Origin of the sequence: Sphingomonas sp. NFX23, from assembly GCF_049887795.1 — a bacterium.
GTDB lineage: Bacteria > Pseudomonadota > Alphaproteobacteria > Sphingomonadales > Sphingomonadaceae > Sphingomonas.
On sequence record NZ_JAGEKH010000002.1, the window covers coordinates 422,592 to 437,385 of the forward strand.

Consider the following 14,794-nt stretch of genomic DNA (forward strand, 5'->3'; position numbering starts at 1 on the left):
GTATGTCCCCCGACCGCCCCACGTCCGATCTCCTGTCAGAGCAGGACAAGCTTGCTGTCAAATGACGGGGTTGTGTCTGGACTTATATTGGTTACATTCCTCGACCAGCGGCCGTTAGGAGCCGATACAGGGAGCAGTCGACATGCGTGCAACCGCGAACCGAAATGCCGGGCGCTGGCTGACGGCGACGGCGCTGCTTCCTGCCGTTCTCTGCGCGATCCCGGCCCAGGCGCAGGACCGCCTGCCACTGGTACCGCAACCTTCCGCAATCACGCGTACCGCCGGCAGCTTCACGATCGCCAACGGTGCGACGATCGCAGCCGATCCTTCCGACACCGGTGCCGCCGCCGCAGCGCGCCTGCTCATCGCGCACGTGAAGACCGAGCGCGGGCTCACTCTCCAGACGTCGCCGAACGGCAATATCCGCTTCGTCCGCGACGCCGCGATCAAGGGCGTCGAAGCGTACCGGCTGATCGTCGACGCTTCGGGCGCGAAGATCACTGCGTCGGGCGACGCTGGCCTCCTCTACGGCGCGATGACGCTGGCCCAGCTCATCAGCCCCGATCGCGCGTTCGGCCAGCCCGTGCGCATCCCGGCGGTGACGATCGACGACGCCCCCCGCTTCGGCTGGCGTGGGCTAATGGTCGACACCGCGCGGCATTTCCAGTCGCTGCCGTCGATCTACGCGATCGTCGACCAGATGGCGTCGGTGAAGCTTAACACGCTCCACCTCCATCTGTCGGACGATCAGGGCTGGCGCTTCGAGGTGAAGGCCTATCCCAAGCTCACCGAGATCGGCAGCATCCGTACCAGCCCCTCGACCGGCGAAGCACCCGGCACGCGCGTCGGCGGTTTCTACACGCAGGACGAACTGCGCAAGCTGGTCGCCTATGCCGCCGAGCGCGGCATCGTGATCGTCCCCGAGATCGACCTGCCCGGCCATGCGCAGGCACTCGTCGCGGCCTATCCCGAGCTCGGCGTGATCGGCGACACGCCTGAGGTCAGCAACGCATGGGGCGTCAACCCTTACCTCTTCAACCCCGGCCCCAAGGGCATCGCCTTCGTCAAGACGGTGCTCGACGAACTCATGGCGGTGTTCCCCGGCACCTATATACATCTCGGCGGCGACGAGGCGGTCAAGGACCAGTGGGAACGCAGCCCCGAAGTGCAGGCGCAGATGGCGAAGCTCGGCATCAAGGACGAGAACGGCCTGCAAAGCTGGATGATCGACCAGTTCGGCACCTATCTGGCCAGCAAGAAGCGCCGCCTGATCGGCTGGGACGAGATCCTCGAGGGCGGCCTGCCCGCGTCGGCTTCGGTGATGTCGTGGCGCGGCGAGAAGGGCGCGGTCGATGCCGCCAACCAGAACCACGACGTCGTGCTGTCGCCCGCACCGACGCTGTATTTCGACAATTTGCAAAGCGACCGGCGCGACGAACCGCCCGGCCGCCTCGCAATCCAGTCGCTCGCAACCGTTTACAATTACGAGCCGATGCCGGCGGGCATCTCGGCGGACAAGGCGCAGCACGTGCTCGGCGCGCAGGCCAATCTGTGGAGCGAGTACATCGTCACCCCGTATCAGATGCAGCACCTGATCTTCCCGCGCGCCGCCGCGCTCGCGGAGATCACCTGGTCGGGCAAGGACAAGCGCGATTTCGCCGGCTTCCTCGACCGGGTCCAGCCGCAGATCCGGCGCTGGCGCAAGTCGGGGCTGGAGGTCGCGGACAGTGCGTTCGCGGTCGGCTACACGCTCGACGGCACGCGCGGCGATGCGCTCCGCACCAACCGCGCGAAAGTCGTGCTCGCCACGCAGGCGCCGTACGGCACGATCCGCTACACGCTCGACGGCAAGGTGCCGACCGCGCGGTCGCCTGCCTACACCGCGCCGCTTTCGATTAAGCCCGGCGTGTCGATCCGCGCCGCCGCCTTCGATGCGAGCGGCCAGTCGGTCGCCGAGCCGCGGCTGTTCGAGACCGGGCGCCAGGCGCTGCTGACGCGCACCGCGTCCGACATGATCGCCTGCCCTGCCGGTTCGCTCATCCTCCGCCTACCGCTGACCTCCGAGGCACAGACCAACGCGCCGGTGTTCAACGCCGACATCTTCGATACCTGCACCGCCTATCCCGCCGCGCCGATGGATGTCGCCAAGAGGTTCACGATCGATATCGCTCGCCTGCCGCGCAACTGGGGCCTCGCGCACGACGTCACCAAGGTCCGCCAGCATTACAACGTGACGCCGCACGGCGAGCTGATGGTGCTGGTCGGCTGCACCGTAAAGGGCGCAAAACCGGTGATCGCCGGCACCTTCCCGCTGCCCGATCCGAAGACCGCGCCGACCCGCTTCAGCGTGAAGGGGACGTTGCCGACGATCACCGGAGACCGCGACATCTGCCTCCAATTCACCGCCCCCACGTCCGACCCGTTCTACGCGGTCGAGCGCATGACCCTGTCGGAGACACGCTGATGCGTCGCTGGTTCGTTCTTCCCCTGATCGCGCTCGCCGCGCCGGCCATCGCCTCGCCCAAGACCGTCGTGCCGCTCGACGGTGCGTGGCAGGTGCGGATCGATCCGACCGACACCGCCGCGACCGCCGCGCACAAGCGCGAGGCCACGTGGCTGCCAGCGGCCGTCCCCGGATCGGTGCAGCAGGACCTGATCGCGGCGCATCGCGTGCCCGATCCGTTCAAGGGCACAAACGAGGCGGCGATCCAGTGGGCCGGGCTGACCAAATGGCAGTTCCGCCGCGTGTTCGACGTCACCCCGGCGATGATGCAGCGCAATCACCTCGACCTTGTATTCGACGGTCTCGACACGTTCGCGACGGTCAGCGTCAACGGCACGGTGCTGCTGACCACCGACAACGCGCACCGGCGCTGGCGCGTGGATGCGCAGCCCGTGCTGAAGGTGGGTCGCAACGAAGTGCTGGTGACGATCGCCTCGCCGATCCGCACGCTCCAGCCGATGGTGCTCGCCGAGAAGAACCCACTGCCGGGCGAATATGACAGTGCGTTCGGCGACGAACCGAAGGGCAAGCAGACCTCGCCCTATATTCGCAAACCCAAATATAATTACGGCTGGGACTGGAGTCCCCGCATCGTCAACACCGGTATCTGGCGGCCGGTGCGACTGGAGATCTGGGACGACGCGCGGATCGACACGCTCCGCGTCGACCAGGAGGCGCTGACGCCGACTGAGGCGCGGCTGTCGGCCAAGCTCGACCTCGCCGTCGAGACGCCCGGTGTCGCGACGATCCGCGCCGCGGTCACCGGGCCGGACGGCAAGACGGTCTCGGTCGACCGGACGGTGACGCTCGTCAAGGGCACCAACGCGGTCTCGATCCCGCTGGCGATCGCCGACCCCAAGCGTTGGCAGCCGGTCGGTTACGGTGCGCAGCCGCTCTACACCGTCACCGCATCGCTGGGCGGCGCGGAGCCGACGCCCGAGGACAGCGTGACCAAGCGGATCGGCCTCCGCACGGTCGAGCTGATCCGCAAGGACGGCAGTTTCGGGTTCAAGGTCAACGGCACGCCGATCTTCGCCAAGGGCGCGAACATCATCCCGTTCGATAGTTTCCCGGCGCGCGTCACGCCCGCCTACATGGAAACGATCCTGAAGGGCGCGCGCGACGCCAACATGAACATGGTCCGCATCTGGGGCGGCGGGACCTATCTGGACGACGCGTTCTACGACATCGCCGACCGCATGGGCCTGATGGTGTGGCAGGACTTCATGTTCGGCGGCAGCGTCACGCCGCCCGACGCCGCCTTCCGCGAGAACGTCCGGATCGAGGCCGAGGAACAGGTCGCGCGGATCGGATCGCATCCCTCCGTCGTGCTGTGGGCCGGTGGCAACGAGGTCCTGTCGGGTTGGGAAAACTGGTCCGACCGGAAAGCGTTCAAGAAGGCGGTCGGCGCCGACGAGCAGGAGCGCATCGGCGCCGGCATGGCCGTGCTGTTCGACCGCGTCCTGCGTGAAGCCGTGACGCGCAACGCCCCCGGCACACCCTATTGGCCCGGCTCGCCCTCGACCAATTACGAGGGTCCCGTGGATACCGACAAGGACGGCGACCGCCATTTCTGGGACGTCTGGTCGGGCTCCAAGCCGGTCGAGAACTATCTCGACAGCTGCCCGCGCTTCATGTCCGAATACGGCTTCCAGGCGATGCCGGACCTGTCGACGATCCGCGAGTTCGCCGGCAAAGGCACGCTCACCGCCGACAGCCCGGTGATGAAGGCGCACCAGAAGTTCCTCGCCGGCGAAGGCAATGAGCGGCTGATGATGTACCTGCGCGATCGGTTGCGCCCCGCGCGCGATTTCGCCGATCTCGTCTACCTTACACAGGTCAACCAAGCCGAGGCGATCCGCATCGCCGCCTCGCACCACCGCGCCTGTCGCCCGGTGACGATGGGCTCGCTCTACTGGCAGCTCAACGACGTCTGGCCTTCGATCAGCTGGGCGAGCATCGATCATGCCGGCCGGTGGAAGCTGCTCAACTACGCCGCCCGGCGGTTCTTCGCGCCGCAAGCGATCGTCGCCGAGCGGAAAGATGGCGCGACGCGCATCTCGCTGATCTCCGACGCGACCACGCTGGTCGACTCACGCTGGCGAGTGCGGACGATGACGATGGACGGCAAGGTGTTGAAGGACACCACCGCCGCACTGATGCTCGAGCCGCTCTCGTCGAGACTGGTCGCAACGCTGTCCGACGACGCGCTGTTCGGGGCTGCGGCCCCCACCGGCAGCTACGCGGTCGCCGATCTGCAGCTCGATAACGGCAGCACGAGCCGGGCGATCATCGAACGCGCCCTGCCCAAGGACATGGCGTACCCCGACCCCGGCCTCAGCGTTCGCTGGACCGGCACCGACGTCAAGATCACCGCCACCAACCTCGCTCGCGCGGTGATGCTCGATTTCGGCGCGGTCGCGGCCCAGCCCTCCGACGACGGCTTCGACCTGTTGCCGGGCGAGAGCATCACCATCCATGTCGTCTCCGACGCCTCCGCCGCAACGTTGCGAAAAGCGCTTACCCTGAGGACCCTCGCCCGATGATCTGGCTCCTGCTCGCCTCCGCCGATCCGGTGGCCACTGCCGTCGCGCAAATGTCGCTCGAACAGAAAGCGGCGCAGTTGCAGAGCACCGTCCCCGCCGATCCGAAGGCCGGCCTGCCCGCGTACGACTGGTTAAACGAGGGTCTCCACGGTCTCGCGCGCAACGGCCACGCGACCGTCTTCCCACAGGCGATCGGCATGGCCGCGACCTGGGACACCGCGCTGGTCGCGAAGATCGGCGACGTCGTCGCGACCGAGGCACGCGCACGCTTCAACGCGCAGGACGTCGGCGCGAACCGCAAGATCTACGAGGGGCTCACGATCTGGTCGCCCAACATCAACATCTTCCGCGATCCACGCTGGGGCCGCGGCCAGGAAACTTACGGCGAGGACCCGTATCTCACCGGTCGCCTCGGCGTCGCGTTCATCGGTGGGTTGCAGGGTCCCGACCCACTCCACCCCAAGGTCATCGCCACCCCCAAGCATTTCGCGGTCCACAGCGGCCCCGAAGCTGGACGCGACAGCTTCGACGTCGATCCCAGCCCCTACGATCTGGAAGCGACCTACTTCCCCGCGTTCCGCCTCGCCGTCACCGAGGGCAAGGCGCAGTCGCTGATGTGCGCGTACAACTCGATCCACGGCGTCCCCGCCTGCGCATCGTCGGCGTTGATGATCGACCGGCTGCGGCGCGACTGGGGGTTCAAGGGCTTCACCGTGTCGGACTGCGACGCGGTGTCGAACATCAGCCTCTACCACCATTACCGCCTCGACGCCGCGGGTGCCGCCGCCGCCGCGATCCGAGGCGGCACCGACCTCAATTGCGGCAGCGCCTACGCCGCCCTCCCCGCCGCGGTGCGCCAGGGTCTCGTCACCGAAGCCGAGGTCGACACCGCGCTGATCCGCTCACTCGAAGCCCGCCGCGCGCTCGGCACCGTATTCGGCGCCGCCAACCCGTGGCGCAGCATCGGCACCGACCAGGTCGACACCCCCGCCCACCGTGCGCTCGCGCTCGACGCGGCGCGCAAATCTATCGTCCTGCTGAAGAACGACGCCAACCGCCTCCCGTTGAAGCCCGGTATCCGGATCGCGGTGATCGGCGCGGACGCCGACGATCTCGGCGTGCTGCAAGGCAATTACCACGGCACCGCGGTCGCCCCCGTCACCCCGCTGGAAGGCATCCGCAAGCAGTTCGGCGCCGCCAACGTCCGCTACGCGCAAGGCTCGTCGCTCGCCGATGGTGCAGCCGTACCCGTCCCCGAAACCGTCTTCGCCCGCGGCCTGAAAACCGAATATTTCGCCGCCCAAGCCGGCGTCGGCGCGCCGACCCTGACGCGCACCGATCGCCACATCGACATCGACCACAACCGCGCGAGCCCCGCGCCCGGCCTCGCCAAGACGTTCGGCGTCCGCTGGACCGGAACCTTCACGCCCCCCGCCGCCGGTACCTATCCGCTGGTCGTCGACGTCCCCGCCTGCTGGAAGGATTGCTCGACACACGACGCGGTCCGGCTCTGGATCGGTGATCGCCAGCTCTCGGCGGGCGAGGTCAAGAAGGGCCGCGTCGAGGTCACGTTGACCAGCGACGGCAAGCCCGTCCCGTTCCGCCTCGAACTCGATCACCGCAGCGACGACGAAGGCGTCCGCCTGCTCTGGAGCCCACCCTCACAGCCATTGCTCGACCAAGCCGTCGCCACCGCTCGTGACGCCGATGTCGTGGTCGCGGTGATGGGCCTGTCGCCCGATCTGGAAGGCGAGGCACTCTCGGTCAGCGTCCCCGGCTTCGTCGGCGGCGACCGCACCGACATCGGCCTGCCTCCAGCGCAGGTCCGCCTGCTCGAAGCGCTGAAGGCGACCGGCAAGCCCATCGTCCTCGTCCTCACCAGCGGCAGCGCGGTCTCGGTCGATCCGGCATCGGCCGACGCGATCCTCGCCGCCTGGTATCCGGGCCAGGCCGGCGGCACCGCGATCGCCGAGACGCTGGCGGGGCTCAACAACCCGTCGGGCCGCCTGCCCGTCACCTTCTACAAGACCACTGGCGACCTGCCCGCGTTCACCGACTACACGATGAAGGAGCGCACCTATCGCTACTTCACCGGCACGCCGCTCTGGGGTTTCGGTCACGGCCTGAGCTACACCAACTTCGCCTACGCCGCGACCAAGCCCGCCCTCAGCGTCGTCGCCGGCCAACCGCTGACCGTCACCGCCAAGCTGTCGAACGCCGGTAGTCGCGCCGGTGAAGAAGTGGTCCAGGCCTATCTCGTAGCACCCGCCGCCAAGGCCGACGGTCCGACCACGCCCGTCCTCCAGCGCCAGCTCGTCGGCTTCGGCCGCGTCGCGCTGAAGCCCGGCCAGTCGCGTACCGTACCGATCACGATCGATCCGCGCTCGATGAGCAGCGTCGCGCGCGACGGCACGCGGACGATCGTCCCCGGCGCCTACCGTCTTTATATCGGTGGCGGCCAGCCCGGCGACGGCGCGGGCCAGTGGAGCGACCTGACGATCACCGGCGCCACGGTGGAGTTGCCCAAGTGACCGCCACGAGCATGGACCGCCGCACCGTGATGGCCGGCGGTGTGGTCGGTGGCCTCGCGCTCGTGGGCACGCCCGCCTTCGCCGCCCGCCCCTCGCTCCCAAGCAAGCGCCCCGCGCTCGCTGACCGCAACTTCACCAGCCGCTCGGTCGAACGCGAGATCGCGCGCGTCTCCGCCCGGATCGGCGACCCGAAGCTCCGCTGGATGTTCGGCAACTGCTATCCGAACACGCTCGACACCACCGTCCGCATGTCGACCATAGGCGGCGCCCCAGACGCGTTCGTCATCACCGGCGACATCCCCTGCCTGTGGCTCCGCGATAGCTCAGCGCAGCTTCGCCCGTACCTTCATCTCGTCCGCGAAGACCCTGCCCTGCGCACGCTCTTCCGCGGGCTCATCGCACGCCAGTCGCGCTCGATCCTGATCGACCCCTACGCCAATGCGTTCATGGAAAGCCCCACCGCGAAGACCGACCTGAGTTGGGCGCTGAAGGACCAGACCGAGATGAAACCCGGCGTCGCGGAGCGCAAATGGGAGATCGACTCGCTCTGCTATCCGATGCGCCTCGCTTACGGCTATTGGCAGGCGACGCGCGACGCGACGCCGTTCGACGCAATTTGGGCCGAGGCCGCCCGCGCGAGCATCCGCACCTACCGCGAGCAACAGCGCAAGGACGATCGCGGCCCCTACAGCTTCCTGCGATCCTCGAACCGCAACACCGAGACGATGGCGCTCGAAGGCTGGGGCAATCCCGCCAAGCCCAACGGCCTGATCCAGTGCGGCTTCCGCCCCTCGGACGATTCCTGCGTCTACCCGTATCTGATCCCGTCCAACCTCTTCGCGGTCGCCACCCTGCGCGAACTCGCGGTCGTCGCGAACGAAGCGCGTCAGGACACCGCGCTCGCCGCCGACGCGACCGCGCTGGCGAACGAAGTCGAGGCGGCCCTCGTCGCGCACGGCCGGATGCGCCTGCGCGACGGCAACGAGGTCTGGGCTTTCGAAGTCGACGGCTTCGGCAACGCGGTCTTCATGGACGACGCCAACGTGCCGTCGCTCTCCGCGCTCGCCTATATGGGCTGCGTCCCCGCCACCGATCCGCTCTGGCGCCGCACGGCCGATGCAGCCTGGAGCGACGCCAACCCCTATTTCTTCAAGGGCACCAAGGCCGAGGGCATCGGCGGACCGCATGTCGGGCTCGGCCAGATCTGGCCGATGTCGCTGATCGTCCGTGCGCTGGCGGGCGCAGACGACTCGACTGTCCGCGCGTGCCTGCGGATGCTGCGCGACACCGACGCCGACACCGGCTTCACCCACGAGGCGTTCGACAAGGACGATCCCGCCAAGTTCACCCGCTCCTGGTTCGCCTGGGCCAACGGGCTGTTCGGCGAACTGATCGTTCAGCTTGCGAACACCCGCCCCGCACTATTGGCGAGCGCCCTATGAAGATCACACGACGCGCCCTGCTCGGCTCCAGCGGTGCGCTGGCGATCACCGGCGCGATCCCCGCCATTGCACGATCTCCAAAAGCAGCGCCCAACCTCTGGATCGGCACCGGCGGCGACGGCCATACCTATCCCGGCGCGACGATGCCGTTCGGAATGGTTCAGGTCAGCCCCGACACCGATACCGAGAAATGGGCCAACTGCTCGGGCTACCATCACGGCGACCCCACCATGATGGGCTTCTCGCACACGCATCTGTCGGGCACCGGCATCGCCGACCTGATGGACGTGCTGGTCGTCCCCAGTCGCGGCGTGGTCAAGCTGCTGCCCGGCGCACCCGACAAGCCCGGCGAAGGCTATCGCCAGACTTACACGCAGGAGATCACGGAGCCCGGCTATTACGCCGTCACGCTCGGCAACGGCGTCCGCTCAGAACTGACCGCCGAGACTCGCGTCGGGTGGCAGCGTCATCACTTCCCCGCCGGCCCCGGCCACCTCCTCGTCGATCTCGGCAACTACCGCGACAGCCGCCCCGGCGAAGGTCCGCTGATCGACGAGAGCCGGATCGAGCTCGACACCGACGGCACGCTCACCGGCAGCCGCCGCACGTTCCGCTGGGCGAAGGGCCGCCGCATCCATTTCGCGATGCACGTGTCGCCAAAGCCCGACCGGATCACGCTCTACGCCGACACGCAGAGCGTCAACGGCGCGATCGTCACCGCCGACCGCGTCCGCGCGGTGCTCCACTACGACAATGCGGGTGCCGCACCGATCGTCGTTCGCACCGCCGTCTCCGCGGTCGACATGGCCGGCGCGCGCACCAACCTCGCCGCATCCTATTTCCGCGAGTTCGACGTCGCGCGACGCCAGGCGATCCGGAACTGGGCGGACACGCTGAAGGTCGTGAAGGTCGAGGGCGGCACCGAGGATGCGCGTGTCATCATGACCACCGCGCTCTACCACGCGATGATCGCGCCGACGCTCTTCTCCGATGTCGACGGCCGCTATGTCGGGCTCGATCGCGAGGTCCACAGCGTCCCCGCCGGCGAGCAGGCGTACAGCACCTATTCGACCTGGGACACGTATCGCACGCTCCACCCGCTGCTGACGCTGGTCGCACCCGATCGCGCGAAGTCGCTGGTCCGCGACCTGATTCGCCAGACGCAGCAAAGCGCGTACGGCCCGCCGTGCTGGCCGCTCCAGGGAGTCGAGACCGGCACGATGATCGGCTGGCACTCGGTCGCGATCATGGCCGAGGCCGCGGCAAAGGGCATCGACGCCGACTATGCCGCCGCATGGCCCGCGATCCGAACCCGCGCGTTCGATCCCGCCGCGCCAGATCTCATCAACAGCCGCGGGCGGGGCACGTATATCGAGCGCGGTTATTTGCCCGCGGACACGGTCGACGAGTCGGTCAGCCGAACGCAGGAATATGCCTATGACGACTGGGCAATGGCGACGCTCGCGCGGAAAGCCGGCGCGAAGGAAGACGCCGATCGCCTGCGCCTCCGCAGCCGCAACTACCGCAACGTGCTCGATCCCACGATCGGCCTCGCGCGGCCCAAGCTCGCCGACGGCAACTGGCTGACGCCCTACGACCCGATCCAGCTCGGCCACACCAAGCGCTATCGCGATTTCACCGAAGCGAATGGCTGGCAGACGACGTTCCTGAACCAGCACGACCTCTACGGCCAGATCGCGCATTTCGGCGGCGACGCGAAGTTCGCCGCCAGGCTCGATGCGCTCTTCGCCGCTCCGTCGACCATGCCCAAAGACGCGCCGCCCGACATCTCCGGGCTGCTCGGCCAATATGCGCACGGCAACGAGCCCGACCAGCACGTGCCCTATCTCTACGCCTATGTCGGGCAGCCGTGGAAGACGCAGGCGCTGGTCCGCAAGCTACTCGACACGATGTACCGCAACGCGCCGGACGGGATCATCGGCAACGACGATTGCGGCCAGATGAGCGCGTGGTTCGTGATGTCCGCGCTCGGCTTCTACCCGGTCGATCCGGTCGCGGCGGTGTACGTGTTCGGCTCGCCGCTGTTCACCCACGCCGAGGTCCGCGTCGGCAAGGGTCGCAAGCTGGTCGTCGACGCCCCCGGCAACCGCGCCGACACGCCCTACGTCGCGGCGGTCCAGTGGAACGGCAAGCCGTGGACCAAGAGCTGGATATCGCATGCCGATCTCGCGGCCGGCGGCACGCTCCGCTTCACCATGTCCGCCACGCCGAACCCTGCATTCGGCGCGAAGCTCGCCGACCGACCGCCCTCGTTCGGCCAGCCCGCTGCCTGATACCTCCCGGAGACGATGATGACCGAAGTTTCTCGCCGCCTGCTGCTCGCCTCGGGTCTAGCCGCCACCGCCACGCCTGCGATCGGTGCCGGTCGTGACACCGCGCCGAAGCCTTGGGGTGCGACGCCCTCGAAGCGCCAACTCGCTTGGCACGCGCGCGAGCAATACGCGTTCGTTCATTTCTCGATCAACACCTTCACCGATCGCGAATGGGGCTATGGCGACGAGGATCCGAAGCTCTTCGACCCGACCGATTTCTCGCCAGACCAGATCGTCGCCGCGGCTAAGGCAGGCGGCATGCGCGGCATCATCCTGACCGCCAAGCATCATGACGGTTTCTGTTTGTGGCCAACGATGCTGACCGAACACTGCATCCGCAACAGCCCCTACAAGGACGGCAAGGGCGACATCGTCGGCGAGATGGAGCGCGCCACGCGCCGTGCCGGGCTCGATTTCGGCCTGTATCTCTCGCCCTGGGATCGCAATCACGCCGAATATGGCCGCCCGGCCTATGTCGAGTATTTCCGCAAGCAGGTCGTCGAGCTCTGCACGCGTTACGGCACGCTGTTCGAATTCTGGTTCGACGGCGCGAACGGCGGCGACGGCTATTACGGCGGCGCGCGCGACACGCGGAAGATCGACGCGCCGAAATACTATAACTGGCCGTCGATCGTCGCGCTGGTTCACGAGCATCAGCCGATGGCCTGCACCTTCGACCCGCTCGGCGCGGACCTGCGCTGGGTCGGGAACGAGGACGGCGTCGCCGGCGATCCGTGCTGGCCGACCATGCCGAACCATCCCTATGTCCAGTCCGAGGGCAATTCGGGCGTGCGCGGTGCGCCCCTTTGGTGGCCCGCCGAGACCGACGTCTCGATCCGGCCCGGCTGGTTCTACCACGCCGACGAGGATTCGAAGGTCAAGACACCCGCGCGCCTGATCAAGCTGCACGACGAATCGGTCGGTCGCGGCACCAACCTCAACCTCAACCTGCCGCCCGACCGCCGCGGTCGCCTCGCCGACATCGACGTCGAGACGCTGAAGTCGTTCGGCAAGGCGCAGGCCGCGACCTTCGCCACCGATCTCGCCAAGACCGCGGTCGCATCGGCCAGCCACGTCCGCGGGAAGACCTATGCGGCCAGCACGGTGCTAGACGGCAACCGCGACACCTATTGGTCGACGCCCGACGCGATCATCACGCCGACACTGACGCTGGACCTCCCGCCGGGCCGATCGTTCGACCTCATCCGCCTCCGCGAGTATCTCCCACTCGGCATTCGCGTCACCCGCTTCGCTATTGATGCGGAGATCAACGGGCGATGGGAAAAACTCGCCGAGCATTCGGGCATCGGCCCGCAACGCATCGTCCGCCTGGACACGCCGATCGCCCCCCGCCGCCTCCGCCTGCGCATCCTCGAAGGCACCGCCTGCCCCGCGATCAGCGAAGTCGCGCTGTTCCGCCAGGTCGCGCCCGCTCCCGTCGCCCCGGTCCGGAACACCAACACCACCACCGTCGTCACCAGTCGCTGGTCGATCGTCACCGCGACCGCGCCGGGTGCCAAGGCGCTGCTCGACGACGACAGCGCGACCGCCTGGACCCTGCCCGCGCCTGCGCCCGGGACGCCCGCTTCGGTCACGATCGACCTCGCCGCGACCGAGACGCTCGCCGGCTTCGTCCTGATCCCGTCGCGCGCGGTGATGGCGAACACCGCCCCGCCCAAGGGCTACAAGGTCGAGGCAAGCACCGACGGCAGGACCTGGCAGGATATCGCCAAGGGCGAGCTCCCCAACATCGCCTACGCGCTCGCCGCCCAGCGTATCGCCTTCGCCCGACCGACCACCGCGCGCTACCTGCGATTCTCGTTCGCCGAGACCGCGATCCCCGCACAACGGCTGGCGATCGCGGGCCTCGGCGCGTTCAGGCCGAAACCAGGCGCATATTGACGGGCATAGGTATATTCGCTGCCACCCTGCCGCCGCAGAAGGAGAATCTAGATGACCGCCTATGTCGTATTCGTGCGCAACGAAGTCACCGATGCCGAAGAGATGAAGCAGTACCAGGCAAAAGCACCGCTGGCCCGCGAAGGCCGCACGCTGAAGCCACTGGCGTTCTACGGTGCCGTCGAGACGCTCGAAGGTCAGGCTGTCGAGGGCGCCGTGATCCTCGAATTCCCGGACATGGCCGAGGCGCACGCCTGGTATGACAGCCCGGCCTATCAGGACGCGTTGCAGCACCGTCTCAAGGGCGCCGACTACCGCGTGTTCGTGATCGAGGGGCTCCCCGGCTAACATAGGGCTAACCGATCCCCGGCTGGCGCGTCCAACCTGTACGCCAGCCAACAACCCCGTTCAGGAACGATGTCTCTCGATAGCCGTATCAACGGCGCATCCCGATTGTCGGGTTCGAGAGGACATCTCATGAAGTTTACGCATCTCATCGCTGCCGGGTTGGCCTTCGCGACACTCGGCCTCGGTGCCGCCGCTCCCGCAGAGGCACAGCGCGGGTACAGCCAGCAGTATCGCGACAACGATCATCGCGGCGACCACCGTGGCGACCGCGGCGACCGCCGCGATTATCGCCACAACGACCATCGCGGCGATCGTCACGACGACCGCCGCTATCGTGGCCGCGATCATGATCGTCGCAACTGGAACAACAACCGCCGCTGCCGCACCGAATGGCGCCACAACCGCCGCGTGCAGATCTGCCGCTGATACGACTTGAAATCGAGGGGGCGGTGGCGCGATGCTGCCGCCCACTCTCGTTGTGACCTTTTAGAAGGATCCGGATCATGAAGCGTTTTCTCGGTACGGCTGCACTGATCGCCGCTACCTGCCTTTCCGTTGCAACGCCGGCGCTAGCGCAATCGCAGGCCGACGATGCGCGCTTTGCCGCCGCCCAGGCACGGCTCGACAGCGAATTGCAGATCTTCCGCACGGAATTCGATCGCTACCAGTCGGTACGCGGCAACCGTGGCGGCTATGCGCCACAGGGTGGCTATCGCACCGCACCGGATCGCAGTGGCGGCTATCAGGAAGCGTATCCGGACGAGCGCGACGAGGGCAATTACGACCCCTCGCGCTATTACCGCGCAGGCCCGAACTACCAGGAGCGCACGCTGGCGACCAACGACCGCGTCTATGCCGGCCAGGACGGCAAATATTACTGCAAGCGCAACGACGGCACGACCGGGCTGATCATCGGCGCGGCGGGCGGCGGCATCCTCGGCAACGTGATCGACGGTGGCCGTTCGCGGATCGTCGGCTCGCTGCTCGGTGCAGCAGCCGGTGGCTTGGCCGGGCGTGCAGTGGAGCAGAGCAACAGCCAGGTCCGCTGCCGCTGATCGACGGTCGATCCTCCCCCGCCAGGGGGAGGTGTCGCCGAAGGTGACGGAGGGGGAGGACACGGAACCGAGGTTTCCCCTTCCTCCCCCTCCGTCAGGCGATGCCTGCCACCTCCCCCTTGGCGGGGGAGGATCAC

At 67.6% G+C, this 14,794-nt stretch carries 9 protein-coding genes; all 9 read left to right on the forward strand.

Features of this window, described 5'->3' with window-relative positions; genetic code table 11:
- The first annotated feature begins 142 nt into the window (after positions 1 to 142).
- The 9 genes from J4O76_RS05930 (at position 143) to J4O76_RS05970 (ending at position 14,657) form a co-directional block, all read left to right on the forward strand.
- The gene (locus J4O76_RS05930) at positions 143 to 2,464 is read left to right on the forward strand and encodes a beta-N-acetylhexosaminidase (protein ID WP_426280816.1); all 2,322 of its coding nucleotides are present in this window, start codon (positions 143 to 145) and stop codon (positions 2,462 to 2,464) included.
- Positions 2,464 to 5,049 carry a beta-mannosidase gene (locus J4O76_RS05935; protein ID WP_426280817.1) on the forward strand — a complete coding sequence of 862 codons (2,586 nt, stop codon included), beginning with the start codon at positions 2,464 to 2,466 and terminating at the stop codon, positions 5,047 to 5,049. The genes J4O76_RS05930 and J4O76_RS05935 overlap by 1 nt, the downstream gene beginning before the upstream one ends.
- A complete protein-coding gene (locus J4O76_RS05940; protein WP_426280818.1) occupies positions 5,046 to 7,580 on the forward strand; it encodes a glycoside hydrolase family 3 C-terminal domain-containing protein in 2,535 nt (844 codons plus the stop codon). Before J4O76_RS05935 ends, J4O76_RS05940 begins: the two co-directional genes overlap by 4 nt.
- Before the next feature lie 11 nt (positions 7,581 to 7,591).
- Positions 7,592 to 9,022, forward strand: a complete 1,431-nt coding sequence (locus J4O76_RS05945; RefSeq protein ID WP_426281105.1) for a glycoside hydrolase family 125 protein — start codon at positions 7,592 to 7,594, stop codon at positions 9,020 to 9,022.
- Positions 9,019 to 11,316, forward strand: coding sequence for a GH92 family glycosyl hydrolase (locus tag J4O76_RS05950; protein WP_426280819.1), 2,298 nt, complete (start codon positions 9,019 to 9,021; stop codon positions 11,314 to 11,316). Before J4O76_RS05945 ends, J4O76_RS05950 begins: the two co-directional genes overlap by 4 nt.
- Positions 11,317 to 11,334: 18 nt before the next feature.
- Entirely contained in the window at positions 11,335 to 13,257 is a 1,923-nt protein-coding gene (locus J4O76_RS05955; protein ID WP_426280820.1) for an alpha-L-fucosidase, read from the forward strand.
- Positions 13,258 to 13,308: 51 nt separating this feature from the next.
- Complete coding sequence (locus J4O76_RS05960; protein ID WP_426280821.1) at positions 13,309 to 13,602, forward strand: DUF1330 domain-containing protein; 294 nt, start codon at positions 13,309 to 13,311, stop codon at positions 13,600 to 13,602.
- Between the two features lie 129 nt (positions 13,603 to 13,731).
- Positions 13,732 to 14,028 (forward strand): hypothetical protein, encoded by a 297-nt coding sequence (locus J4O76_RS05965; protein ID WP_056062329.1) that lies wholly within the window; start codon positions 13,732 to 13,734, stop codon positions 14,026 to 14,028.
- Between the two features lie 77 nt (positions 14,029 to 14,105).
- On the forward strand, positions 14,106 to 14,657 hold the full coding sequence (locus tag J4O76_RS05970; protein WP_426280822.1) for a glycine zipper 2TM domain-containing protein: 552 nt from the start codon (positions 14,106 to 14,108) through the stop codon (positions 14,655 to 14,657).
- The last annotated feature ends 137 nt before the right edge of the window (positions 14,658 to 14,794 follow it).